The 26205-nt window shown below is 48.5% G+C and carries 24 protein-coding genes and 1 other RNA gene; 15 read left to right on the top strand and 10 right to left on the bottom strand.

The window, feature by feature from the left end; all coding sequences use genetic code 11:
• Positions 1-19: 19 nt before the first annotated feature.
• The 9 genes from glgX (at position 20) to deoD (ending at position 10143) form a co-directional block, all read left to right on the top strand.
• Positions 20-2104, top strand: a complete 2085-nt coding sequence (gene glgX, locus AC51G0_RS15590; protein WP_496299624.1) for a glycogen debranching protein GlgX — start codon at positions 20-22, stop codon at positions 2102-2104.
• Positions 2105-2124: 20 nt separating this feature from the next.
• The gene (locus AC51G0_RS15585) at positions 2125-2307 is read left to right on the top strand and encodes a DUF5363 family protein (protein WP_496299623.1); all 183 of its coding nucleotides are present in this window, start codon (positions 2125-2127) and stop codon (positions 2305-2307) included.
• 17 nt (positions 2308-2324) lie between these two features.
• Entirely contained in the window at positions 2325-3119 is a 795-nt protein-coding gene (locus tag AC51G0_RS15580; protein WP_496299621.1) for a TatD family hydrolase, read from the top strand.
• 217 nt (positions 3120-3336) lie between these two features.
• A complete protein-coding gene (locus AC51G0_RS15575; protein WP_496299620.1) occupies positions 3337-4590 on the top strand; it encodes a NupC/NupG family nucleoside CNT transporter in 1254 nt (417 codons plus the stop codon).
• Positions 4591-5184: 594 nt separating this feature from the next.
• Positions 5185-5355, top strand: a complete 171-nt coding sequence (locus tag AC51G0_RS15570) for a XapX domain-containing protein (RefSeq protein WP_128785253.1) — start codon at positions 5185-5187, stop codon at positions 5353-5355.
• A gap of 420 nt (positions 5356-5775) precedes the next feature.
• A complete protein-coding gene (gene deoC, locus AC51G0_RS15565; protein WP_496299618.1) occupies positions 5776-6549 on the top strand; it encodes a deoxyribose-phosphate aldolase in 774 nt (257 codons plus the stop codon).
• Positions 6550-6737: 188 nt separating this feature from the next.
• The gene (deoA, locus tag AC51G0_RS15560; RefSeq protein WP_496299616.1) at positions 6738-8069 is read left to right on the top strand and encodes a thymidine phosphorylase; all 1332 of its coding nucleotides are present in this window, start codon (positions 6738-6740) and stop codon (positions 8067-8069) included.
• A 10-nt stretch (positions 8070-8079) separates the two neighbouring features.
• Complete coding sequence (locus tag AC51G0_RS15555) at positions 8080-9300, top strand: phosphopentomutase (RefSeq protein WP_496299615.1); 1221 nt, start codon at positions 8080-8082, stop codon at positions 9298-9300.
• A gap of 123 nt (positions 9301-9423) precedes the next feature.
• The gene (deoD, locus tag AC51G0_RS15550) at positions 9424-10143 is read left to right on the top strand and encodes a purine-nucleoside phosphorylase (protein ID WP_075762499.1); all 720 of its coding nucleotides are present in this window, start codon (positions 9424-9426) and stop codon (positions 10141-10143) included.
• Between the two features lie 71 nt (positions 10144-10214).
• Here the strand turns inward: deoD and AC51G0_RS15545 are convergent, their stop codons facing one another.
• A complete protein-coding gene (locus AC51G0_RS15545) occupies positions 10215-10829 on the bottom strand; it encodes a YtjB family periplasmic protein (protein ID WP_496299613.1) in 615 nt (204 codons plus the stop codon).
• A gap of 128 nt (positions 10830-10957) precedes the next feature.
• Between AC51G0_RS15545 and serB the strand changes: the two genes are divergently transcribed.
• Positions 10958-11908, top strand: coding sequence for a phosphoserine phosphatase (gene serB / locus AC51G0_RS15540; RefSeq protein ID WP_496299612.1), 951 nt, complete (start codon positions 10958-10960; stop codon positions 11906-11908).
• 82 nt (positions 11909-11990) lie between these two features.
• Here serB and AC51G0_RS15535 read toward each other — a convergent pair whose 3' ends face one another.
• Complete coding sequence (locus tag AC51G0_RS15535) at positions 11991-14342, bottom strand: PilZ domain-containing protein (RefSeq protein WP_496299610.1); 2352 nt, start codon at positions 14340-14342, stop codon at positions 11991-11993.
• A 146-nt stretch (positions 14343-14488) separates the two neighbouring features.
• On the opposite strand from AC51G0_RS15535, the gene radA reads away from it, so the two are divergent.
• Positions 14489-15877 (top strand): DNA repair protein RadA, encoded by a 1389-nt coding sequence (gene radA, locus AC51G0_RS15530; protein WP_496299609.1) that lies wholly within the window; start codon positions 14489-14491, stop codon positions 15875-15877.
• A gap of 65 nt (positions 15878-15942) precedes the next feature.
• Here the strand turns inward: radA and AC51G0_RS15525 are convergent, their stop codons facing one another.
• The 3 genes from AC51G0_RS15525 to ettA form a co-directional block, all read right to left on the bottom strand.
• Positions 15943-16935, bottom strand: coding sequence for a M23 family metallopeptidase (locus AC51G0_RS15525; protein ID WP_496299608.1), 993 nt, complete (start codon positions 16933-16935; stop codon positions 15943-15945).
• Between the two features lie 12 nt (positions 16936-16947).
• A complete protein-coding gene (locus AC51G0_RS15520) occupies positions 16948-17325 on the bottom strand; it encodes a PilZ domain-containing protein (protein ID WP_496299607.1) in 378 nt (125 codons plus the stop codon).
• Positions 17326-17505: 180 nt separating this feature from the next.
• Positions 17506-19173, bottom strand: a complete 1668-nt coding sequence (gene ettA / locus AC51G0_RS15515; protein ID WP_496299606.1) for an energy-dependent translational throttle protein EttA — start codon at positions 19171-19173, stop codon at positions 17506-17508.
• Between the two features lie 241 nt (positions 19174-19414).
• On the opposite strand from ettA, the gene sltY reads away from it, so the two are divergent.
• Positions 19415-21346, top strand: coding sequence for a murein transglycosylase (gene sltY, locus AC51G0_RS15510; RefSeq protein ID WP_496299604.1), 1932 nt, complete (start codon positions 19415-19417; stop codon positions 21344-21346).
• Positions 21347-21427: 81 nt separating this feature from the next.
• On the top strand, positions 21428-21742 hold the full coding sequence (gene trpR / locus AC51G0_RS15505) for a trp operon repressor (protein WP_496299603.1): 315 nt from the start codon (positions 21428-21430) through the stop codon (positions 21740-21742).
• 98 nt (positions 21743-21840) lie between these two features.
• Here trpR and yjjX read toward each other — a convergent pair whose 3' ends face one another.
• The 4 genes from yjjX to smpB form a co-directional block, all read right to left on the bottom strand.
• The gene (yjjX, locus tag AC51G0_RS15500) at positions 21841-22362 is read right to left on the bottom strand and encodes an inosine/xanthosine triphosphatase (RefSeq protein ID WP_496299601.1); all 522 of its coding nucleotides are present in this window, start codon (positions 22360-22362) and stop codon (positions 21841-21843) included.
• Positions 22363-22431: 69 nt separating this feature from the next.
• Positions 22432-23070, bottom strand: coding sequence for a helix-turn-helix domain-containing protein (locus AC51G0_RS15495; RefSeq protein WP_496299600.1), 639 nt, complete (start codon positions 23068-23070; stop codon positions 22432-22434).
• A gap of 679 nt (positions 23071-23749) precedes the next feature.
• Positions 23750-24117: a transfer-messenger RNA gene (gene ssrA / locus AC51G0_RS15490) on the bottom strand.
• A gap of 109 nt (positions 24118-24226) precedes the next feature.
• On the bottom strand, positions 24227-24709 hold the full coding sequence (gene smpB, locus AC51G0_RS15485; protein WP_496299599.1) for an SsrA-binding protein SmpB: 483 nt from the start codon (positions 24707-24709) through the stop codon (positions 24227-24229).
• Between the two features lie 225 nt (positions 24710-24934).
• On the opposite strand from smpB, the gene AC51G0_RS15480 reads away from it, so the two are divergent.
• Both AC51G0_RS15480 and AC51G0_RS15475 read left to right on the top strand, forming a co-directional pair.
• Positions 24935-25369, top strand: a complete 435-nt coding sequence (locus AC51G0_RS15480) for an SRPBCC family protein (RefSeq protein WP_496299597.1) — start codon at positions 24935-24937, stop codon at positions 25367-25369.
• Positions 25359-25688 carry an RnfH family protein gene (locus AC51G0_RS15475; RefSeq protein ID WP_496299596.1) on the top strand — a complete coding sequence of 110 codons (330 nt, stop codon included), beginning with the start codon at positions 25359-25361 and terminating at the stop codon, positions 25686-25688. Before AC51G0_RS15480 ends, AC51G0_RS15475 begins: the two co-directional genes overlap by 11 nt.
• 68 nt (positions 25689-25756) lie before the next feature.
• Here the strand turns inward: AC51G0_RS15475 and bamE are convergent, their stop codons facing one another.
• Positions 25757-26113 carry an outer membrane protein assembly factor BamE gene (gene bamE / locus AC51G0_RS15470; protein ID WP_496299595.1) on the bottom strand — a complete coding sequence of 119 codons (357 nt, stop codon included), beginning with the start codon at positions 26111-26113 and terminating at the stop codon, positions 25757-25759.
• Between the last annotated feature and the right edge of the window lie 92 nt (positions 26114-26205).

Here is a 26205-nt window from a genome sequence, read left to right as displayed (position 1 = left end):
GCGTATCGAAAGGGGAAGGATGATGGAATTAGCTGCTGGCAAAGATGTTTACTCCTGGCCAGGGGAACCTTACCCGCTGGGTGCCACGATCAAAGAGCAGGGGGTGAATTTTAGCCTTTACTCCAAAGATGCCACCCGGGTGGTATTACACCTGTTTGGCAGCCAAGATGCCACAAGTCCATTTCTCTCGTTTGAGCTTGATCCTTTGCATCATAAGCGGGGGCATTACTGGTTCTTGTTTGTCGCGAATATCGGCCATGGCCAGGTCTATGCTTTTCAGGTTGATGGTCCCTGGAAGCCCGGATCCGGGCTGCGCTTTGATAAAGAAAAAATTCTCATCGACCCCTACAGTCAGGCGATCTGCTTTGGTCGCCATTACCGCCGTGAGAAAGCGATTGGTCCCGGCTCAAATATGAGTAGCGGGATGAAAAGCGTCGTGGTTGATCAGAGAGCCTTTGACTGGCAGGGCACGCAGGCTCCGCGCCATTCAATGACCGATACCGTGATTTATGAAATGCATGTCGGGGGATTTACCAAACACCCGACATCGGGTGTCGAAGTGGCAAAACGGGGGACGTTTGCCGGTGTTATCGAAAAGATCCCATACCTTAAATCGCTGGGAGTAACGGCGGTTGAACTGATGCCAATCCAGCAGTTTGATGTTGATGATGCGCCAGAAGGCAGGCAAAACTATTGGGGTTATAGCCCGATTAATTTTTTTGCCGTTCATGCCGGTTACAGCGTCGGAAAAGATCCGCTAGCGGCGATTACCGAATTCAAAACCTTGGTAAGAGAGCTGCACAGAGCGGGCATTGAAGTGATCCTGGATGTGGTTTTCAACCATACGGCAGAAGGTGGCGAGGGCGGCCCGACGTTTTGTTTCAAGGGATTGCAAAATGGTGCCTACTACATTGTGGATAAGAAAAATGGCCAGTATGCGAATTACAGCGGTTGCGGTAATACCTGTAATGCCAATCACAGTGTCTTGCGGCGGATGATCATTGACGCCCTGCACTTCTGGGTGACTGAAATGCGGGTAGATGGCTTTCGTTTCGATCTTGCTTCCGTGCTGGCAAGAGACAGCCTTGGGAACCCAATGAAAGAGCCGCCCTTGTTATGGTCTATTGACTCGGATCCGATCCTGAGCAGTACCAAAATCTTTGCCGAGGCCTGGGACGCTGCCGGCCTTTACCAGGTCGGGTCATTTATTGGCGATCGCTGGAATGAATGGAACGGGAAGTTTCGTGATGATGTGCGGGCTTTTTGGCGTGGAGATAGTGGTTGTATTAGCCGCTTTGCGTCCCGGACCTTGGGATCGCCCGACATTTACTGTAGCGACCGTCATTCGCCGCACCGCTCGGTGAACTTCATTTGTGCCCACGATGGCTTTACCCTCAATGACTTGGTGAGTTATAGCGAAAAGCGTAACTGGGATAACGGCGAAGCCAACCGCGACGGTGATAATCATAATCTGTCGAATAATTATGGCGTGGAAGGGCCAACTGATATTGCTGAGGTTGAGGCCTTGCGAAACCGCCAGTGCAAAAACATGCTGGCGACGCTTCTGTTGTCACTGGGAACACCGATGATATCTATGGGGGATGAGGTTCGACGTACCCAGCGGGGCAATAACAATGCCTATTGCCAGGATAATGAGATCAGTTGGTTTGATTGGCGTCTAGTCGATAAACATGCCGACATGCTGCGGTTTGTGACACTGATGAACCAAATTCGGCGGACTGAGCCAACGATCGACTGGAATATGCATATGTCACTGAGCTCGGTACTTGAGAACGTCGGGATCAACTGGCATGGCCTTCAGCCTAATCAGCCTGATTGGTCAGAACATGGCCACTCTCTGGCATCGACAGTGATCCACCCCATCAGCGAAGATGAGCTCTATATTATCTGCAATGCCTATTGGGATCCGCTGGTGTTCACTTTGCCGAACCGAGAGAGCAGAGATTGGCATATGCTGGTCAATACCGCAGAGCAAAGCCCCCGTGACATCTATACTATCGAGCAGGCGCCAAAGTTTGTGCACGATACCATTTTGGCGACAGGACGTAGTATGATCGTCATGATTGCGAAATCAACTAGTTAATCATTAGGTAGGGGACGTCGATGCTGAGATGGCTAAAGAAAGGGATCGCCAAGTACGATCAGTGGTGTGAGAAAATGGGGTTTATCCCGGAAAACCGCCGCTGCTGTGCACCTGTACGATACGATGAAGACGATGCTCGTCACCCGTCTCTACGGGCTGCACATCTTCAACAGAATGTGTGTAAAAAGCCAGAACAACGCTAAGCATAGCGAGAGTAATTATGCTGATTGACAGTCATTGTCATTTTGATTTTGAACCCTTTGCCTCAGACCCTGCCTATTACCTTGAGCTAGCCCGAAGCGCCGGGATCGGCAAGATTGTTGTTCCTTCTGTTGGCGAACGTAACTGGCTGGCGGTCCGGGCTCTCTGCCAGCAGTACGGTAATTTATACTATGCCCTCGGCCTGCATCCGTTCTTCAACCAGGAACATAGCCGGGAAGCCTTGTCCTTGTTGACTGCGCAACTGGAAGAGGTCATCGGAGGAAGTGAAAAAAAAGATCCTAAATGCGTTGCGATTGGCGAATGTGGGTTAGACTTTGCCATTGCGGGTGCCAATAGGGATCAACAGCTTGAATTGCTGACGGCACAGCTGAAGCTGGCAAACCACTACGGTTTACCTGTCATCCTTCATTGCCGAAAAGCCTTTCCGGAGCTACTGAGAGCTTTGAGACAAAATTCACCGATTGCTGGTGGTGTTTACCATGGTTTCAGTGGCAGCCTCTCACAAGCCAATCAGATCATCGATCAAGGTATCAAAATTGGTGTAGGTGGAACGATTACATATCGCCGCGCCAATAAAACTCGCAATACAATAGCAGCACTGCCATTGGCAGCGTTGATGCTGGAGACCGATGCACCAGATATGCCTGTTGCTGGTTATCAGGGGCAACCTAATCGCCCTGATAGGTTATGCAATATTATGCAATCATTAGTTGATCTCAGAGAGGAATCCGAGTCGGAAATTGAGAAAGCGACGAGCTTAACCACAGCTGAACTTTTTCAACTTTCGATGTGATCTAGATCGATAAAAAAACGATTGCGCGAATCGGTTGCGTGAGCTGCTTTTTCCTTTGTGATTTATGTCACGTTTGTGATTAAACTTTCACTCCCTTTCCTTGGAAAGTGTGATGACGGCATTACTTTATCGGTCGCCGCGTTAGTATAATGCCGCCGGACTCTTAATGAGCCGAATTGTCGAGACGCCAAACTTAACTAAAGGGAAGCCATAAACTATGAGCGTGTTTATGAGCCTGGTTGGGATCGTAGTACTGCTAACGCTAGCTGTTCTATTATCTGATAACCGTAAAGCTATTAATTTACGTACTGTTGGTGGTGCATTTGCCATCCAATTTTTGTTAGGTGCATTTGTACTATATGTACCTGTAGGTCGTGACGTGCTGTACGGCATGTCTCAAGGTGTAGCTAATGTAATTGGCTACGGTAATGACGGTATTAACTTCCTGTTTGGTGGTTTGACGTCAGATAAAATGTTTGAAGTATTCGGTGGTGGCGGTTTCGTATTCGCCCTGCGTGTACTACCTGTTATCGTATTCTTCTCTGCATTGATTAGTGTACTTTACTACTTGGGCGTGATGCAGGTTGTCATCAACGCACTGGGTGGTGGTCTACAAAAAGCACTAGGTACTTCTCGTGCGGAATCAATGTCTGCGACAGCTAACATTTTCGTTGGTCAAACGGAAGCTCCACTGGTTATCCGTCCGTTCGTACCAAAAATGACTCAATCTGAGCTGTTTGCAGTAATGTGTGGTGGCCTTGCATCTGTTGCTGGTGGTGTACTAGCGGGTTATGCATCAATGGGTGTTCCTCTAGAGTACCTAATCGCGGCATCATTCATGGCAGCCCCTGGTGGTCTACTATTCGCTAAGATCATCAAGCCTGAAACTGAAGAGCCAATCGAGCAACTTGCTGGTGATACTGATGCAGATGAGAAACCTGCTAACGTCATCGATGCAGCTGCTGCGGGTGCATCTTCTGGTATGCAGCTAGCGCTAAACGTTGGCGCAATGCTACTAGCATTCATCGGTCTTATTGCACTAATCAACGGCCTACTAGGTGGTGTTGGTGGTTGGTTCGGTATGCCTGAGCTGACACTAGAACTTATCCTTGGTTATGTGTTCTCTCCTCTTGCATTCCTAATCGGTGTGCCATGGGAAGAAGCAACTGTCGCTGGTTCTTTCATCGGTCAGAAACTGATTGTGAACGAATTCGTTGCTTACCTGAACTTTGCACCATACCTAGGTGAAGCCGCTGAAGTTGTTCTTTCTGAGAAAACTAAAGCTATCATTTCATTCGCACTATGTGGTTTTGCTAACCTTTCTTCTGTAGCAATCCTACTAGGTGGTCTGGGTGGTCTAGCACCAAGTCGTCGTCACGACATCGCTCGCTTCGGTATGAAAGCTGTAGCAGCTGGTACGCTATCTAACCTAATGTCTGCAACAATTGCAGGTCTGTTCTTGTCCCTATAATTACAGACAGGTTCAATATAAAAAAACGCCACAGCCTAGCTGTGGCGTTTTTGTTTGTTTTTTAGGTTCACGAACCTAAGTTCTAGTTCCGAGAAAGAGTGGCTGTGGCCGTGGGGCCCTATGGATAAGTTCTTTCGAGTAACTAGATTTGAGTAACGAAAAAAACAGAAGAGCTTGGTTCTTAACTAGAGCAAAATCTACTTGCAGGAGCATAGGAGCATAGGAGCATAGGAGCATAGGAGCATAGGAGCATAGGAGCATAGGAGCATAGGAGCATAGGAGCATAGGAGCATAGGAGCATAGGAGCATAGGACCATAGGACCATAGGACCATAGGTCTAAGTAATAATAACTCGGCTCTCGCCACTAGCCCTTCGACACTTCCCCTTGGTTTTAGGAGCTAGCATCCAGCCCCTCACACCCGATCAACAGATCCAGTAAAAACTCTGCAACAAGCTCAAATTTTGTATCATAAAATCGATTGCGCTCCGGTTTCTGTGATCTTCCTTTGCTACCATCATTCTACGTTACAAGCGACACCTCAGAACCAGCAGGCTACACTTTTCTTTGTGCTGTAAAGACAGAGAGAAACGTTATGAGTGAAGTCATACTGGCGCTGATGGCAGGATTCATTGTTGGGGTCTTATTTTCAGCAATAAAACTGCCGATACCTGCACCACCTGTTCTGTCCGGAGTGATGGGAATTTTTGGAGTGTATGCAGGGGGGATTGCTTATCAGTGGATCGTGGAACGTTTCTTTACTTGAGTAATGATTATTTAAGTAATAACAATTGTTTACAGTTTTTTCTTGCGGTAAACACATTATCCACCACTGGAAACACGACTTTGATGGTGAGCTGTATCGGAGCTTGGTATTATACGTGAGCACCATCATTAACTGACGATTGCTGTTTCAGCGTTTCCCCGTCGTGATGGAAGTACTGTCACGGTTTGCTGGACGGCACGACTTGCAAGTGCTCAGGTTACCTGAGCATCTTGCGCGGTGAAAAGGATATCAATCAGGTGGGCAATCTCGCATTGTTTCCCTGAGTCTTCAAGGAACCAAGTCCGCTCATCTAACTGTTCGCTGTAAGCGGGCCGTTTGACGGTATAGCAACAGATTGCCGTCAAGCGTATGGAACAGTTTCTATAAGCTTGGTAGAAAATAACTGGACTGGAGATAGTCATGAGCGATTTAAAAGCTGCTGCACTACGTGCACTTAAACTAATGGATCTTACCACTCTGAACGACGACGACACTGACGCGAAAGTGATCGAGTTGTGTAAGAACGCTAAAACCGCTGTAGGTAACACAGCAGCAGTATGTATCTACCCACGTTTCATTCCTGCTGCTAAAAAGCAGCTGCGTGAGCAAGGTACACCAGAAGTCCGTATTGCAACTGTTACTAACTTCCCACACGGTAACGACGACATCGAGATTGCGGTAGCTGAAACTAAAGCTGCTGTAGCCTACGGCGCTGATGAAGTAGACGTAGTATTCCCATACCGTGCCCTAATGGCTGGTAACGAAGAAGTTGGCTTCGAGCTGGTTAAGCAGTGTAAAGAAGCATGTGGTGACATTTTGCTGAAAGTGATCATCGAAACTGGTGAGCTGAAAACAGAAGAGCTGATCAAAAAAGCATCTGAGATTTCAATCAAAGCGGGTGCAGATTTCATCAAAACATCTACGGGTAAAGTACCTGTTAACGCCACGCCAGAATACGCTGAGATCATGCTGAACGTGATCAAAGAGATGGGCGTAGCGAAAACTGTTGGCTTCAAGCCTGCAGGTGGCGTTCGTACCGCAGAAGATGCACAGCAATACCTAGATATGGCTGACAGCATCCACGGTGCCGAGTGGGCTGACAACATGCACTACCGTTTTGGTGCATCGAGCCTACTAGCTAACCTACTTCACACTCTAGGTGAAGGCGAAAAAGCTGCTGAAGGCGGCTACTAATCGCATCTTATAAGGTGGCATTTATTGCCACCTTATTTATTTTACCCGTGACTATTTACTGTTTGGTTCTTGCCCAGCTGCGGCGCGAGCGGCACCTGTGCGGCTGAGAATCATACTGCGGTGCTAAGTGAATAACTTCGCAAGGTAAATTGTCATCTGCCCTACACTTTATCTGATTGGGGAATACCATGTATTTACCACAAGAAATCATTAGAAAAAAACGCGACAACATCGAGCTATCTGCAGACGAAATTAATTTCTTTATCCAAGGCATCGCCAAAGATACCGTATCTGAAGGCCAGATCGCGGCATTTGCAATGGCTATCTACTTCAACGATATGACCATGGACGAGCGTGTCGCACTGACCTGTGCAATGCGTGATTCAGGCATGGTTATCGACTGGAGCCACATGAACTTTGATGGCCCGATTGTAGATAAGCACTCAACCGGTGGTGTCGGTGACGTAACCTCGCTAATGCTTGGCCCTATGGTGGCAGCATGCGGTGGCTACGTACCAATGATCTCAGGCCGAGGCCTAGGCCACACTGGCGGTACGCTGGATAAGCTAGAGTCTATTCCTGGCTATAACATCACGCCAACCAACGAAGTATTTGGTCAGGTGACTAAAGACGCTGGCGTGGCGATTATCGGCCAGACTGGTGATCTTGCTCCTGCGGATAAGCGTGTATACGCAACCCGTGATGTAACCGCAACGGTTGATAACATTTCGCTGATCACCGCTTCCATCCTGTCGAAGAAACTGGCTGCAGGCCTAGGTTCGCTAGTGATGGACGTGAAAGTAGGTTCTGGTGCATTCATGCCGACTTACGAAGCGTCAGAAGAGCTGGCAAAATCGATTGTTGCTGTTGCCAACGGCGCTGGCACTAAGACCACAGCTCTGCTAACAGACATGAACCAGGTACTGGCTTCTACTGCGGGTAATGCACTGGAAGTGCGTGAAGCCGTTCAGTTCCTGACCGGTGAATACCGTAACCCTCGCTTATTTGCCGTGACCATGGCATTGTGTGCCGAAATGCTTGTAAACAGTGGCTTGGCTACTGATTTGGAACAAGCGAACGCGAAACTGCAGGAAGTACTGGATAACGGTAAAGCAGCAGCGTGTTTCGGTAAGATGGTTGCAGGTCTTGGTGGCCCGGTAGATTTCATGGAAAACTACGACAACTACCTAGACAAAGCAGAAATCGTGAAACCTGTTTATGCAGAGACCACAGGTTATGCATATGCGATGGATACTCGCGGTCTGGGTATGGCGGTTGTAGGTATGGGCGGCGGTCGTCGTGTTGCAACTGACACTATCGACTATGCAGTTGGTCTGAGCGATATGGTTGCACTGGGTACTGAAGTGAATGCTGATACCCCTCTAGCTGTTATTCATGCTCGTACCGAAGCGCAATGGGAAGAAGCTGCGAAGGCTGTTCGTGAGAACATCACGATTTCAGAGCAGAAGCCAGAGCCGACCCCTGAGGTTTACCGTCGCGTTCGCCCTGAAGATGTTTAATGGAGTCAAAATGAAACGTTCAATTATCCTGGTTCTTGATTCTTTCGGTATCGGTGCCACAGAAGATGCCGTTGACTTCGGCGATGTAGGTTCAAACACCCTTGGCCATATTGCCGAGCAGTGTGCCCGTGGCGAAGCTGACAATGGCGATCGTAGCGGCCCGCTTCGCCTACCTAACCTAAACAAACTAGGCCTGGGTAAGGCGTGTGAAGAGTCATCAGGTACTTTCCCTGAAGGTCTGGACGCGGCTGCTGAAATCACTGGCGCGTATGGCCATGCCAAAGAGCTGTCTTCAGGCAAGGATACTCCGTCAGGTCACTGGGAGATGGCGGGTGTACCCGTACTGTTTGATTGGGGATACTTTACCGATCACTCAAACAGCTTCCCGAAAGAGTTGACCGATCGCATTCTTGAGCGTGCCGGCCTGCCAGGTTTCTTGGGTAACTGCCACGCATCAGGTACTCAGGTGCTAGATGACCTGGGTGAAGAACACATGAAAACCGGCAAGCCAATCTTCTACACTTCAGCGGATTCTGTATTCCAGATTGCCTGTCACGAAGAGACATTCGGTCTAGATAACCTGATGGAGCTTTGCCAGATTGCTCGCGAAGAGCTAGAAGAGTACAACATCGGCCGAGTGATTGCTCGCCCGTTCACTGGCGCTGGCAAAGGTCAGTTCGAGCGTACCGGTAACCGTCGTGACCTTTCTGTTGAGCCACCAGCAACGACAGTGTTGCAAAAGCTGGTTGACGAGAAAGGCGGTGATGTTGTGTCTATCGGTAAGATCTCTGATATCTATGCAGGCTGTGGTATCACTAAGAAAGTGAAAGCTACCGGTATTCCTGCGCTGTTCGAAGCAACACTTGAGCAGATCAAAGAAGCGGGTGACAACACACTTGTGTTCACTAACTTCGTTGATTTTGACTCAGCCTACGGCCACCGCCGTGATGTTGCAGGTTACGCTGCGGCCCTGGAGTACTTTGATAAGCGACTACCAGAGATCCTAGAGCTGCTTCAGGAAGATGATGTATTGATCCTGACTGCCGACCACGGCTGCGATCCAACTTGGGAAGGTACCGACCATACACGCGAGCACATCCCTGTATTGGTTACCGGCCCTAAAGTGAAAGCTGGTTCGCTAGGCCGCCGTGAGACGTTTGCCGATATCGGCCAGAGCCTGGCTGAGTACTTCGGAACAACGGATATGGAATACGGTAAGTCATTCCTGTAATCACGTAAATGTATCCCTGTCGCTGTTTCGTTCTATAGTTTCTATAGTTCGAAACAGCACCTTTCGATTTGATAATTGATGTTGGATAGAATCAATCCAACGGATAAATGTAAGGAAATAACGATGGCTACTCCTCATATTAATGCAGAAATGGGTGATTTCGCAGACGTAGTTCTGATGCCGGGTGACCCGCTACGTGCCAAGTATATTGCTGAAACATTCTTAGATGATGCAAAAGAAGTCTGTAATGTTCGTAACATGTACGGTTACACAGGTACATACAAAGGCCGTAAGATCTCTGTAATGGGTCACGGTATGGGTATTCCTTCATGCTCAATCTACGCGACTGAACTGGTTAAAGACTTCGGCGTGAAGAAAATCATCCGCGTTGGTAGCTGTGGTGCGGTACGTGACGATGTAAACCTACGTGATGTTGTGATCGGTATGGGCGCGTCGACTGACTCTAAAGTTAACCGTATTCGTTTCGGCGATCACGATTTTGCAGCACTGGCTGATTACGGCATGGTGCAAAACGCAGTAGAAGCAGCGAAAGCGAAAGGTATCGACGTTAAAGTCGGTAACATCTTCTCTGCAGACCTATTCTACAACCCAGATTTCGATTTCTTCCAGACAATGAAGAAATACGGCATCGTTGGTGTTGAGATGGAAGCTGCGGGTATCTACGGCCTGGCAGCAGAGTTCGGTGCTAAAGCACTGACTATCTGTACTGTTTCTGACCACATCCTACGTGGTGAAGCGACTACATCTGAAGAACGTCAGCTGACGTTCAACGACATGATGGAAATCGCACTGGAATCTGTTCTACTAGGTGATGCTGAATAAGCACACGCGCTAGTATAACAAGCGAAAAAAGACGGCTTCGGCCGTCTTTTTTTATGTCTTCATCCAGGAACCTAGTCTTTCGCATTCGATGTCAGCAAGAACGGGAAGTGCCAGATATCTTTACGGCGACCGAAGGTATAGGCGAGCAGGAAGCCAATAAACAATGCTGCCAGGATCAACCCACGGATAGTATTGGTCATGTATTCAATCTGACTGGCTGCATTCTCGAGTAGCTTGCCGTGTTCTAAGGTAATACGGATAAAGCCAACTACCTGACCCTCTGCCATAATCGGCTCAACAATTTGCTGGCGACCAAAGCTGGCGACTGATAAGGGGGTTGAAATACCGGTTACCTGCTCTAATGGCATCGCTTCTTCTGTTTTGGCAATCGAGATACCTTCCAGATCATAAATGCTGGCATCAAGGATCAGTGGCTCGTCGGAGAGCTGTTGGATCAATGCCTGAAGTTTGTCCTGGTTTTTATCGAGGACATCTTTGGCAGCAGTAGATGCTGCTTGCCGAACGACAATGCGTGATAGTGACTGGGTTTGTTCGCTGAGTGCGCGATAGCTGCGAATATTTAAATCCGAACCATATTCCAGCATGGCAATTAATCCGCCTAAGCAGATAATAAGTACGAGAAATTGCCATGTTCGTTGTAACCGCGTTTTTTTGAGTATCATCATATCAACGTATATTGGAATCAAAGCCGAAATGCACGAAAGCCATATTGGGGCTTGCCCTAATAAATTGCAATAGGGTACTTTGTTAGCAGTGGATTATTATTATCAATCTTAAACATGGATGTGCAAACGTGCTAACTGTTAAAAAACATACTTCGCTCCAGCAGCGTTTTCCTGACATCATTTCAGCCTCTAACTTGGCGCGAAAGCAAGCTAACGTACTGGTTTATGGTCGGCAGATCACACCTGAGCTTATTACTGATATAGGTAACTATGCCGGTGATGAACTGGTGGTAGTCGCAGCATGGAAGGTGGGATCGTATGATGCGCTGCTGATCCGCAATAAACTTTCAAGTTTGTTAGAAGGGGTATTGATCCGCTATCAGCTTGATTTTGTCTGTACCAATGAGTTGCCAGATCTGTCTGAACCAGGGCTTGTCGTGATGGATATGGACTCCACGGCCATTGATATTGAATGTATTGATGAGATTGCGGTGTTGGCTGGAGTTGGCGATCAGGTCGCCGAAGTGACTGAGCGGGCGATGCAGGGCGAGCTCGACTTTGAACAGAGTTTACGCCAGCGGGTTGCGGCACTGTCAGGTGCTGATGAGGCTATTCTGGAGAGCGTACGATCGACATTACCAATGATGCCGGAGCTGCGGGAGTTGGTGAAGACACTTCATCACTATGGCTGGAAGGTGGCGATAGCCTCAGGAGGGTTTACCTACTTTTCCGATTACCTGAAAGAAGCGCTCAACCTAGACCATGCCCAGTCGAATACCCTAGAGATTGTGGACGGTAAGCTTACTGGCAAGGTAGTGGGTGATGTGGTTGATGCCCAGGTGAAAGCGGATATTTTAGGTGAACTAGCTGAGCAGTATGAGGTTGCAATGCATAATACCGTTGCTGTCGGTGATGGTGCTAATGATTTGCTGATGCTTAAAGCCGCTGGGCTGGGTGTCGCCTACCATGCCAAACCCAAGGTAGAAGCGGAAGCGCCAAGTGTGATCCGCTATGCGGACCTCGGTGGTGTGATGTGTATTCTGTCGGCGTCACTGATGCCGCAGGGGATTAGCTGGTAGGGGAAGAAGCAGGGGCGGGTTCCTGGAACCTGGTGCCTAGGAAGAGCGGTTCCTAGGCACTAGGAAAACAAGGCTCTAGGGGCTACCCAATCTCCAACCGCACCAATACCTCATCGGTAATATCGTACATTTCGCCACAACCGATCAGCGAGTTAAACTCCACTTCCAGCGCCCGTGCACGGTGTAGTGCCATGCGAGCCAGTTCTCCGAGTTCAATGCCAGTTAAAGCCGTCATTGGGTTCAATACAGGCACAGCAGTCACTCGAACCGCCATGAACTCTCCTTTTTCCTTGGCACCTTTGATGAAATTGACCCGTTCATCAATGCTGTCAAACTCATCTAAGAGCTTGCTCTCTAGCCGGGTAATGCTGCCGCCTTTCTTCTCGATCCACAGGTACATTTCATGGATATAAGGCTGGCGGATCTCAACCGGGCGCATGGTTTCAGCCAGCATCCGCTTGAGCCTGTTTTTAAAGATGGGCTCGAGTGAAAAATCTTTTCCCCCGGCGACTTGGTTGAATAGTTTAGGCAAGGGCGGCATGGGGAAGTTACAGCCAATCGCTTTGACCTTGATTTTATGGTCGACTTTTTCCGTGAAGTAAGGAATGGTGTTGAGGCGAGTCAGCAACATCTGATGCATCGCCAGTAATAGTTCGCCTGTTGGCAGAATTTCTTCCAATACTTTAAATTTGCTCTCGTTGTGCTGGATCAGGCGACGTAAAAACTGCTCTCCCTTCAAAGCACTGTCACCACTGCTGGTGGTTAGCTGGATATTGGTAAAGTCCGGGCTTACCCTCACAACTTTATACGGCATCTGGCTAAGCGAGGCTCGCTTATCAAGCTTTTGTAACTCAACAAACTTAATCGTGACCTCATCACCGCGCTTGATCGGCAAAGGTCGCTTGAGGTTAAGGTTCAGCCCGCGGATAGAGAAATCCAGAGTGATGCCGGCTATCGCCGGAAAGTCAGGATGATGCAGCTCAATCGGGGTCTTGAATTTAAAACGCGACTCACTTCGCTGAGGTTTAGGATCAAAGTAGATCGCTTTGGCTGTCGAAACCGGGTTTCGCTGATGACGGAATACCTGCAGTGTCTTGCCTGGCAATTTGGGTTTCATCGGCAGGCGGTAGTCTTGCTGGGCGTGTTCATTACTCAGATCCTGCAAGACCCCGATATGGGTAAGCTTGCTGAGCTGATCAAACATCTCCGGGGCAATATCCTGCAATCGCTGTAAATCTTCTTCGCCGATAGGATGTACCGTCAGGCGGGTGACTCGCCAGCTGTGCCTTACGGCACCAACATGCCAAAACAGGTGGCGCTGTTCCATCGTCATTTCAGGCAGGGCTGCTGAGTAGAAATAGCTTTTTCCATCGTGCTCATGAGAGAAGCTATAGATCAGTGTGCTGCATTGCTTGAGACCGGCTTTGCCAAGGGTTGCCATTCGATCTTTGGAAAGCAGGTGATTGATGACGGGTTGGTTCCTTTCATCGTGCCAGCCGTCCCATATATGGCGGTTATGGTTTGTTAGCAGGCAATATTTTAATTCGTTTCCGGCAAAGAACAGCGGCATGCTGGTTGTGTGCTTGAGAAAGCAGTGCTCGTAACCTTTAGTTCGAACCTGGATGACTTTGTCTTCATGGTTTCGTCGGGTACGGTGCTGGGTAATTTGCTGGCTACGATCGATAGCTTCCCTTATTGCACAGTTATCGCCGATGGCTTTTAGCCGCAACCATTTAAAGCTGTCGTTTTCCTTGTTGTCGTCAATACCCAGGATCCGGTATTCGGTACCTTGGTTTAACCGGGGATCATTGAAGTTTTCTGCCATTTTCGGAAATTTGGCAACAATAGTCTGGCCCAGGCTGTATTTAAAGGCTGAAGGGACTTTAAATTTGGCACCGGAATAAGAGAGATCAGAAGTAATGCCATGGACGGACTGGTTGAAAGGCAATGCCAGGTTAACTTGAGTCGTGAGCTGAAGGCGGTTCTCGCCACGGGTCAGGTAGTGGCCAAAACGGATCAGGTTGGCATCGAACTGGGTATCGCGTTGTGGGGCTTCTTCTTTTTTTGTTTCCAGTTTTTGCTGATGATGAAGTACCCGGAAGTTGTTACGGGTATTCATCAGGGCTTCGTAGAGCCCAACCCGGTATTTCCCGCCAAACACTTTAATCCGCTTGTGGTAGGTATTGATCGCTACGTCATCAAGCCAGTGCTTCAGGCCGTTCAATTCGTACGGGCGACATTCTCCCTTTACCCGGCCGCGAAGATCAACGAGCTGATGACAAGGTGCCATGATCCGGTTTAGCTCCATTTTTATTTGGAGCCGGGTAGGGCCATTGGCTTCTAGGGTCATCATTTGAAAGACGTCGTCAAAGTCTTCACTGTCATAGACAGGGATGAGTTGTTCTATCAATCCTTTATAGTCGTCCAGCAACATAGCTTTTTCTGATACATTAGTCCGTAGTTTATTATCTGCATTTTGCAGCAAAAGTTTAGTTTGTCATCAGGTTTTATTGCTGGAAGTACCAGTTGTGGTATTCCATAGGCAAATAGTGTGCTGGTGATCAAGAGTTAAGGTGAAACATGGCCAAAACAAAGCGTGCCTATGTGTGCAGCGAATGTGGTGCGGATTTTCCTCGTTGGCAGGGGCAGTGTAGCGCCTGTGCTGCCTGGAACACAATTACTGAGTTTACTATCCCGAAAACCCGCTCTGCGATCGGTAGCGGTGTACAGGCCGCGACGAGCAGCTATGCGGGGGCGGCAACTAAAATCCAGAAGCTGTCTGAAGTTGAAAGCAAAGATCTGCCTCGCTTTAGCTCCGGGATTTCCGAGCTCGACCGGGTACTGGGCAGTGGTATTGTACCAGGCTCTGTCTTATTGCTCTGTGGTGATCCTGGCGCGGGTAAGTCGACGCTGCTGTTACAGAGTATTGGGGCAGTGGCGGCAGGCAAGTCGGCCTTGTATGTCTCGGGTGAAGAATCTATCCATCAGATCTCCCAGCGAGCCATCCGTCTCAGTACGCCGAATATCGATAAGATCCATGTAGTAGCAGAAACATCGGTAGAGCAGGTGCTGAATCATATTACCCAGCAAAAAGCTGAGTTTGTGATTATTGACTCGATCCAGACCATGACCGTTGCCCACAATGAGTCGGCAGCGGGCAGCCCAAGCCAGGTGAAAGAGTCGGCTGCAGCCCTGACCCGCTTTGCCAAGACCGAAGGGGTGACGTTTGTGATTGTTGGCCATATTAACAAAGACTCCAATGTGGCCGGTCCGATGCAGCTGATCCATATCGTTGACGGCCTGTTTGCCTTGTCATCGACGTCGGATGAAAAGTTCCGGGTACTACGGACCTCGAAAAACCGCTTTGGTGCCGACTCCGAATCGTGTTTCTTTGCGATGACGGAAACGGGTATGAAGCAGGTCAAAAACCCATCGGCAATCTTCTTAAGCCGCTCCGACAAGAACCATGCCGGATCGGTGTGCACCACATTATGGGAAGGGACCCGACCTTTGCTGGTGGAAGTGCAGGCACTATGCAATAACTCCGTTACGGAAAACCCTCGCCGTCTGACCGTCGGTTACGATTCAAACCGTTTGGCTATGTCGATTGCAGTATTGGCGCGTCATGGCGGAGTAATGCTTTCTGACATGGATATCTTTGTTAACTGTGTCGGTGGGATTAAGATTGAGGAAACTTCCGCTGATCTTGCGGTGTTGCTGGCCATTTTTTCAAGCTTCAAGAATGCGCCGATCCCGCAGGATGTACTGGTATTCGGTGAGATAGGCCTAAATGCCGATATTCGTCCGGCTGCCAACGGGATTGAACGGATCCGAGAGGCTGCCAAACAGGGCTTTACTCGCGCCATTGTGCCAAAAGCCAATGCCAGCCGTAAGGTGAATGGAATTGAGATCATTGCGGTGGAAGACTTGCAAGAAGCATTAACGGCTTTTGAGCGGGTTGCCATGTAGCGAGTTGTGATAAAAAACGAGAGCTTGGCTCTCGTTTTTTGTTTTAGGCTAACTTCTGGTTAGTCTCAAAGCTTGCGCTGTACAGTGGCTAGCGGTTGGTTGCTTGCCGTGTCAATTGGCAGTAACGGCTGCGGTACATGGGTTAGCTGTACCTGCATTGAGACAACGTTATTGATCATCTCCAGCAGGGAAGCCCACTGCACCGTTTTTTCTTTTTCAAACAGCGAGTCAAAGTTATCAGGTGTCCATTCCACAAACGGGCGCGGGTTGAGCGCGCGTCCAAGGAAACGAATTTCGTAATGCAAATGCGGCCCTGTGGACAAACCGGTATTGCCTGACCAACCGATGAGATCCCCCTTGCGAACAAACTTACCGCGTTTGACATTGAACTTCTTCATATGAGAGTAGGTGGTGGCAAACCCCAGCGAGTGGTTCAGCTTTAAAAAGTTGCCCGATCCTTTGCTGCTAGGCCGGATGACTTCAATCACCCCGTCAGCTGGCGCATAGATGGGCGTACCGGTATTGGCGGCAAAGTCGAGCCCGCGGTGACGTTTGCGCTTGCCGGTAACCGGGTGGATCCGGGTACCAAAACCGGATGACATTCGAATACCGGGTGTTGGGCTACCATTGGGGAGCAAACGGAACAAGGTTCCCCTGACCGCAGAACTGATTGCAGCACTGTCGACCCGCTGCTCCAGCGGAAGGTCGTCGCCGTCGCCGGTTTGCAGGCCGAGTATGGTTTCGACATCGTCGATACGTCGAGTCAGCATATTGAGTGCTGCTTTTTTTGCCGCTAGCTCCAGGGTAAGGGCCTGGTTGGCTGCATTTTCTTCAGACAGGGAAGCTGTGAGTTGCTTTGTCTGAATGTTTAGCAGGTTAAGCTTTTGGCTAGAAAAAAGATTTTGTTGGTATAGGTTATAGACACTGTAGCTGCCCGCCGTAATGACGGCCAGCAAGAGGCTCATGGACAAGGCCAGGTAGCGTTTCTTAAAGCGGTTGATCAAATAATGAGAGGTACCTCGGTGGTCTGAGACCGAGAGACAGATATTTTCCGACATGGTAAATGACTACTACTCGTTAAGGTGCTTTTTTAAATCAGCCAGTTGTTCTAGTTCTCGATGTAATAGTTCATCCGTGCCGATATTCAGTTCGACTAGGCGTTTTAGGTGGCTGGCGCTTTCGATATCGATATGGAGGATCTGCATTCGTAGGTAGTCGCTGTCGTGATGCACTAACTGAGTATCCATATTCAGTTCGATCTCACTGTCATGCAGGCAGAAGCTGACGGAATAGCGCTTGTCCTGGCTGGGAGTCCAGTCAGGTGGGCAGGTCAGTAAAATTCCCTGTAACGAAAGATCACGGACTTCCGCAGACCATACTTCCTGCGCCTGTTGTAGCTTTGCAGGAGTCCGGTAGAGGATACGGATAAAGTGACGTCGTTCAGCCATAACAATACTTTTTGGTTTTTTAGTCACTTAAGTGTAATGAGAAATGCGATATTTCTCCAGGAATCGGATCACAAAAATGTGCTAGTCCAGCAGTGATATTAGTTGAAATGATCCCAAACGTGATGAAATGACAATAAAAAGGGCTGCATGAGCAGCCCTTTGATGAAAAAGGGCGATACCTTACTTGGCAATACGCTTGTACTTGATACGGTGAGGCTCTGCAGCCTGGGCACCAAGTGTCTTTTTCAGCCAGTCAGTGTACTCGGTATAGTTACCTTCGAAGAAGCTAACCTGACCTTCGTCACGGTAGTCCAGGATATGGGTCGCCACACGGTCAAGGAACCAACGGTCGTGCGAGATCACCATTGCACAGCCCGGGAACTCTAGCAGTGCTTCTTCAAGCGCTCGCAGTGTTTCCACGTCCAGGTCATTGGTAGGCTCATCGAGTAGCAGTACGTTACCGCCAGCTTTAAGCAGCTTGGCCAGGTGAACACGGTTACGCTCACCACCAGACAGATCGCCGATGCGCTTCTGCTGATCGCTACCCTTGAAGTTAAAGCGAGAGACGTAAGCACGGGCCTGGATTTCGAAGTTGTTGATGCGGATGATATCCGCCCCTTCAGAAATCTCCTGGTACACCGTATTGTTGTCGTTCATGCTGTCGCGGAACTGATCAACTGACGCCAGGCTGACTGTTTCACCCAGTTCAACAGTTCCTGAGTCTGGCTGCTCGGTACCACTTAGCATCTTAAATAAGGTAGATTTACCCGCACCGTTTGGACCGATAATACCGACAATCGCACCTTTAGGCATGCTAAAGGACAGGTCATCAATCAGAACACGGTCACCAAATGATTTGGTCAGGTTCTTCACTTCAACAACCTTGTCACCTAAACGCTCACCCGGCGGGATGAACAGTTCGTTAGTCTCATTACGTTTTTGGTGATCGCTGGTGTTAAGTTCCTCGAAGCGAGCCATACGCGCTTTCGATTTCGCCTGACGGCCTTTAGGATTCTGGCGAACCCACTCAAGCTCTTTCTCGATGGTTTTCTGGCGAGCTTTTTCTTGTGACGCTTCTTGCTTCAGACGGGCATCTTTCTGCTCAAGCCAAGAGGTGTAGTTACCTTCCCATGGAATACCTTCACCACGGTCAAGCTCCAGGATCCAGCCAGCTGCGTTATCAAGGAAGTAGCGGTCGTGGGTAATCGCCACAACAGTACCGCTGTAGTCAACCAGGAAGTGCTCGAGCCAAGCCACAGACTCTGCATCCAGGTGGTTTGTCGGTTCGTCAAGCAGCAGCATGTCTGGCTTGTCGAGTAGCAGGCGGCAAATTGCCACACGGCGGCGTTCACCACCAGACAATAATTTGACCGGTGCATCCCATTCAGGCAGGCGCAGCGCATCAGCGGCACGCTCCAGCTGCATCTCAAGGTTATGACCGTCTTTAGTTTCAATCAAGGCTTCTAGCTCGCCTTGCTCTTTTGCCAGTACATCGAAATCAGCATCAGGCTCGGCGTAAGCGGCATAAACTGCATCAAGGCGAGTGAGTGCCTCTTTCACGTCAGAGACGGCTTCTTCAACCACCTCACGGACGGTTTTCTCTTCATCCAGCACTGGTTCCTGGGGCAGGTAGCCCACTTTAAGGCCAGCCTGTGGACGGGCTTCACCTTCGATATCGGTATCGATCCCTGCCATGATGCGAAGCAGGCTTGATTTACCGGAACCATTCAAGCCTAAAACACCAATCTTGGCGCCAGGGAAAAAGCTAAGGGAAATATCTTTCAGAATTTGGCGCTTAGGCGGAACAATTTTGCCCACGCGCGACATGGTATAGACGTATTCAGCCATATCCGTTTGCAATCTCTAATCTAAAGGGAGGGGGGTATTTTACCTGTTCTGGACATAAGTTTAACAGCATTGTTCATAATTAGCGTTTAAGATGAATAAATACCAGTCTGATCTTGGATGCTGTTATCACTCGCTGATCTGATGTCATGAAACAGCGCTAGGCAGGAAATGCAATTAAAGGCATAGTTGTTGGCTGAATGTATCGACTGGAACCATGCAGGGGCCAGAATAGGATTGTGTTGTGATTTGCTATTTTATCCGTAAGGCATGCTCGGTTGCCATAATAACAGCAAGTATACTAGCCGGGCCGGTTTGCCTGGCCGCCTCGTTAGAGCAGCAACGTGAATGGTACGAGCAAGCTGGTGTTGCATTGGAAGAGGACAATGATAAAGCGTATCGCCAGCTGCGTGCTAAGCTGGATGATTATCCCCTCAGTCCTTATCTCGACTATCGTGCTTTTTCTCGCCTGTTGTTTAAGAAGACACCGGCACAGGTAGAAGCCTTTATTACTGAATACAAGAGCCTGCCATTTAGTACCACCATCCAATCCCGCTATCTTGAATACCTGGCCGATACCGAGCGTTGGCAAAACTTTGTTGAGGTACAGCCGATGCCACCCCGCGGGGAGGTACTGAAGTGCCATTATTACTATGCTCAAAGCAAGTTGGGCAATACCGAGGTGGCTTGGCAGGGGGCTGAGTCTTTATGGCTGACAGGCAAGTCATTGAGTGATGCCTGTGATCCCTTGTTAACCAAATGGCAGAAGGCAGGCCAGAAAAGCAATACCCTGATCCTTGATCGGATGTTGCTGGTCTTCGAAGAAGGAAACCGAAATCGGCTCAAATACCTGAACAAGCAGCTTTCCGGCAGTGGAAAGGCTGGGGGGAAAGCCGTATTGGATCTGTATGACAGCCCTGAATTGGTGGCAAGCTTTGCTAAGCGCAGCAAAGTTACTCCATTTAACCAAAGCCTGACGGTATTAGCCTATAAGCGATTGGTTAGGGATGATGTCAAAGAGGCGGTCAAGCAATACCAGCGCACCATGGACGGCCAGCATTTTTCCAAGGATAAACGGCAGAAGCTCGCTGACTATACCACCAGCCGGCTGTTTTCGACCGATGACAAGAAGTTACTCAGCTGGCGAGATAATAAACTGGCAACTAGCCGAAATGTTAAGCTGCTGGAACGTCGGATCCGGGTAACAATCCGAGAGGCAGACTGGACAGCAACAGCACACTGGATAGCACGCCTGCCACAGCAGGCAAGGGAGACCACTCGCTGGACATTCTGGCAGGCCAACTTGTTGGCCAAGCAGGGCAAGGACAAAGCTGCCAAGGAGCTTTACCGTTCGATCCTTGGTCAGCGGGATTTCTACAGTGCGGCGGCGGCGACGGTACTGGGTAAGCCTGTCGTTTATCCTGTCAAGAGTCCCAGTGCATCAAAGGCTCTGACCAAAGAGTATGGAAAGACACTAAAGCGTATCAAGGAGTTGATTGCCCTAGAGAAACTTTTTGCGGCCAACCGTGAATGGCATTACCTACTTGATGGTATGGATAATGATGAGGTTGTCATGCTGGCAACTTATGCCGCGGCCAACAAATGGCACCACCTCGCGGTACAGGCGACGATTTCAGGACAGCTGTGGGACTATGTCGAATTGCGTTTCCCCATCGCCCATAAATGGTGGTTTGACTTTTTCAGCAAGAAACGTGGCTTACCGGCAACGACCATGATGGCACTGGCCCGCCAGGAAAGTGCACTCAATGCCGAGGCCGTATCGCCTGTTGGCGCCCGCGGCCTGATGCAGCTTATGCCTGCCACAGCGAAAGAGACCGCGAAAAAATTGGGACGTAACTATAAAGGCAAGAAAAGCCTGTTTGATCCCGGAGTTAATATTCGCCTGGGAAGCGGGTACCTGAAGATGATGCTGGAGCGCTACGATAACAACCGTATCTTTGCGTTTGCGGCTTACAACGCAGGTCCGAGCCGGGTAAAGCGCTGGCGACAGGAAACGGATGGTCAACTAGATGTTTATGAGTTTATAGAAGCGATTCCGTTTACCGAAACCCGGGGATATGTGCAGAACATTTTGATGTTTGAAGTCTATTATGGTGATCTGACAGGTAAAAAGAATCCGCTGCTGAAATCGAATGAACTAGAGACAAAGTATTGAGGTTGCAGCGCCGCTGCTTGGTTGTGCACCAAGAACACGATAGAATCCGGGCAGAGAACTGTACTCATTGATGAGGTTTAAATGTCTTCCACTCCAGAAACACCAGAATTTACTGACTGGCAGCAGGTGATTGATATTTTGCGTCAGGCTGCGACTGAGCAAAAAGATGATACCTTGCTGAAGTTGCTACTGACGCCGGACGAGCGAACTGTCTTGCTCTCCAGGGTTAATATTTTTTATGAGCTATTAAATGGTGAGCGAAGCCAGCGTAAGATCAGTGAGTTGTTAGGTGTCGGTGTTGCGACAATTACCCGCGGGTCAAATGAGTTGAAGCATCATGATGAAGCAACGAAAGCTTGGTTGGCGGAATTGCTGCAGCAACAAAGTATCAAGTAGGCGAACGGTTTTAGGTACATGTGTACTGATTCGTTGAAATAAAGCAACCCTGCCATAATCGGCAGGGTTTTTTATTTGTGCCCAATCCCCATTTTCTATCAAGCCGGAAATAGCGCCTGATTCATAAACGGGATCAAAGCCAAGATCAATGCCTGCTGGTAAACCGAGCTGCGGCTGAGCTTATGGTTGGTTAACATGGCAATCGCCCCGCCTTGTTGTTTGACGTTGCGCTGGTTGAACATCTCGTCCATGACATCTCCCAGCTCGATGCCTTGATGAACCTTTTCCAGAGCTGTCGGTGGCAACGGCAATGAGGCAGAACGTGCTTCACCTCGCTGAGTCGCGTTCTCTATTACCATCCAGGCAAAAGTGAATTGACCGTCGATACCGGCTTCAATACTGACGTAATAGTCAGCACCAGGCCATTGATGGCGGGCGTTCGTGATCCGGTTGCGGGCACCGGTCAAGGTTTCGTCAGCGCACATTGGCTGATCGCGAACCTCACTGGCGACACTGATCCCCTCGAAAGAGAATGTTTGTTCTGGAAATGCGGCTGAAAAAGCCTCAGCGACTGCAGATATTTTGGCAGGGTTCGCTGAGGCGACGATAACTGATGACATACGATTACCTCCACCCCAGCTATTTTACGGTTTGCCAGCATGAAGTCACGCAAACCATGATACAAAAGTTTAGCGGTCGTATGCCCAGTCAGACTGAATGATATACCCGTGAATCTGGAACTCGTCGTTGTTCACAAATAAGTTAGGAAAATCAGGCTGGGAGGTTGAGAACACAACGCCGTCAGCCAGTTGTGTCATGTGGTAAAAGTCAGGCTCGCTGCCACGTACCGAGGCAAAAACAGGTTGCTTCGGACGGTATGAGGCCTGGCGTGTCGCCAGGGCATAGCTACCCACCGGTGCGCAATGTGCGATGTTTTCGTTGTCGACCAGCAGCCCCAGGCATTCTTCACGATCAAGGTGCTGTGGGATCGCTCGTTTGCTAACAACATCCACCGAGCCACCTTGGCTATAGGAGATGAAATCTTTACGGTGAATGATAGGGATGTAGGTACTGGTTGAGCCCTGAGCCGATTCGCTTGAAATGGCCGTCGTAGCTTGGGTACCCGTATCAATTTGCCCGGTAAGAAGGTAGCTAATTGAAGTACTCAGTGTCTGCGCGATTTTTTCAAGTTCACGTACTTCGATACCGTATTTGCCGGAAAGCTTGCGGCTCATAGTCCCTTGTTGAAGGTCTAGAGCTTCGCCAAGTTGTTTCTGGCTGATCCCCTGGATTTTGGCTAAGCGCTTAATTCTCTCTAAATATTCCATAATCTCTAGCTTCCTGCTCACAGTAGTTAAATGCAAAAGGCATTCTTAAAAGTCATAAACTATTTTACTGATAACGGTTTTTAAGGAAGCTATGAAGCATAAAAAGTGCGATTGATTTCGTTAAAGGAATATACCTATTTGTAGTGATGGGTAAAAAATGGAACAAAATTCTGAAAGCGAAATAAGATTTTGATTAAGAATTAAACTGGAAGCAAGATCAACTATTGTCAGGGCATTTTTTTTCTATCTAGAAGAGTGCTGTAGAGCTAATACACTATTAAAGACTAAATAACTGTTTTGAAATGTATTTATTTTTTATTGATAAATATGTTCTCATCATAACAAAGGATTAGTCATGCTAACGGTTATTTGGTTGTTGTTGAGATGCGTGGTTCACAAGTGGAGGGTATAAATCTTCTCGGTTTGGTATTGTTAGCTTTATATAAGGTGAGCGGTAATATTTTGTTTGGCCAGGAATACAGCGTGAAATGCTGCCTGGGTATACTGGAGTTGCGAAGGGTTGGTTGATGTACAAACAGAGTGCAGCTAGCCCTGATGTATTAGCCATTATAGCGGTATTTTTTATCTCCAATTAGTTATATGTGTGATGCTGAAGCGGCATATTGGGTAGTGCATAAACAAAAAGGCCGCCGATAAATCGGCGGCCTTTCCAAACGTTTGGTGGAGCTGGCGGGATTTGAACCCGCGTCCAAAATCAATCCAACCATAGGCGCTACATGCTTAGTCTATCTTTAAATTCACTACCAGGCTGCGAATAGACACGCCACTTAATAGCTAACCAGAATTCTATTTCGCGGTTCAGCTCTCTAGTCAAAGCTTCCCTCGCTATCTCGTTTGGGTTTGAACTTCTATGATTCCCCGTCTTACAAGCGGAAGCTAGGGTAGAAGTGCTCTAGCAGGTTATTAAGCTGCTAGTGCGTAGTTTTCGTCGTTTGCGACTATTTTTTTGCGGCTTTTTACGTGGCCAACCGCCCCACGGCATGCTCCACAAGCCTTCACAATCCTGTCGAATCCTGAATCAGCCCCAGAGTTTTGTTACGAGATGGATAGTAGCATATTAAACTGTCCCGTCAACGGAATTAACCTTTCTAGACGTAGAACTGAATAAAAATCCATCACTTAGCGTGCATTGAATCTATCTCGCGCTGTGCTTCATGATTCGCTGCTTGTCACGTTCCCAGTCACGGCTCTTAGAATCTGCACGTTTATCATGAAGCTTCTTACCGCGAGCTGTACCTACTTTTAGTTTAACCCATGATGCCTTCCAATACATAGATAAGGCAACGATGGTCTGGCCTTCACGGTTTACGGCTCCCGTTAGCTTGTCGATTTCGCGACGGTTTAGCAGTAGCTTACGGGTGCGGGTCGGATCGGCCACGACATGGGTAGACGCAGCATTGAGCGGTGTAATGGTCATGCCTGAAATGAAGGCTTCGCCATTTCGTAGAAAGACATAGCTTTCAGAGATATTCACTTTGCCAGAACGAATAGCTTTGACTTCCCAGCCTTGTAGTTCAAGGCCTGCTTCGTATTCATCTTGGATCGCAAATTCATGTCGGGCTGTTTTGTTTTTCGCAATGGTATTGCTACCTGGCTTGCTTGGTTTTTTCTTTGCCATAATTACTCGTTTCTATCTGTTGCTGTCCCAAGCTGATGAGATTATCACTTGGTCGAAGTGCAAATGTCGCTGAGTATTTTGTTAACCTCAAGCGAACAAATTTGCACAAATTTTGGCTGATCGCCGAGTAATGGTATCATTGGCCAACCTCTTCTCATAGGTTTTGGTATTTATGTTGGTAAATACTTGCGAGTAGAGGCACTTATGATGGGTAAAGGAGAAACTATGCCTCAGATTAGTCGCTCAGCACTGGTTCCGTTTAGTGCGCAGAAAATGTTTGAACTTGTTAATGATGTTGAGTCTTACCCTGCTTTTTTGCCGGGCTGTTCAGGGACCAAAATATTAGAAAGTTCTGATGAGCATATGATGGCATCTGTTGATGTTTCCAAAGCTGGTATAAAGAAAACCTTCGTCACCCGTAATCAATTGGTCGGCGTGAATAAAATCGACATGCAGTTGGTAGAAGGACCTTTCCAGCGACTCGTTGGCGGATGGCACTTTACCGAGCTGGATGCCGAAGCATGTAAGGTCGAGCTAAAGCTGGATTTTGAATTTACCAATGGGCTGGTGGAAGCGGCTTTTGGTAAGGTGTTCCGTGATCTAACCAGCAATATGGTGAGTGCGTTTACCCAAAGAGCCAGAGAGATCTATGACTTCTGAAGACAAGTTGATCCATGTTGAGGTGGTGTATGCGCTGCCTCAGGCCCAGCGAGTGATTAAACTGGCGATCACGCCTGATACCCAGGTGCATGAAATTATTGAACAGTCTGGTGTGCTGGAGATGTACCCGGAAATTGACCTGAAGAAAAATAAGGTCGGTGTTTACAGTCGCAATGTGAAGCTCAATGCCACAGTCCGAGATGGTGACAGGATTGAAATTTACCGCCCGTTGCTAGCTGATCCCAAAGAGATCCGCCGTAAGCGTGCTGAACAAGCCAAGCAGGAAGCCTTGGAAGCAAAAGTGGCGCAAAAAGCCTAGCGGCATAGCTGTGTGGATAGAATTGGAATAAATAAAAAAGCTCGCATCTGCGAGCTTTTTTATGGGTATCAGTTAATTGGGTCCATAAAATTTGGACCTGACTGGTAATCCCCTGACAGGCCAGTTAGCTGGTTCTGAGCATCAAAGGTTAAGACTAAGTTTTTCTGAACCGGCTCATCGTGCCCTGGCTTGTGGTAATAGACATAGTACCAGGTATTTGGATATTCGGGCTCAACCAACATCGGTGATCCCAGAACATAGCTCACCTGCTCTTTGTTCATACCGTAGCGAAGGGTATTGATATCATTTTGATCAAGGTAGTTACCCTGGTTGATATCGATTCGATAGACCAGTCGTTCAACGACTGAACAGCCACCTAACAGGCTTACCGCTAGTGTTAGTGCAGCAATGTTTTTCCAACTCATAGCATCCCGGCAAATTCGCTTTTACTGCTGCGATGATAAACAAGCTCTGAGCAGAAGTAAAAAAGCGGTTAAGAAAAAAACTGTAATTGAGA

The organism is Photobacterium sp. HL06 (assembly GCF_059552575.1).
Note: the sequence above shows the minus strand (reverse complement) of the source record. Positions and strands in the feature narration are given on the sequence as shown.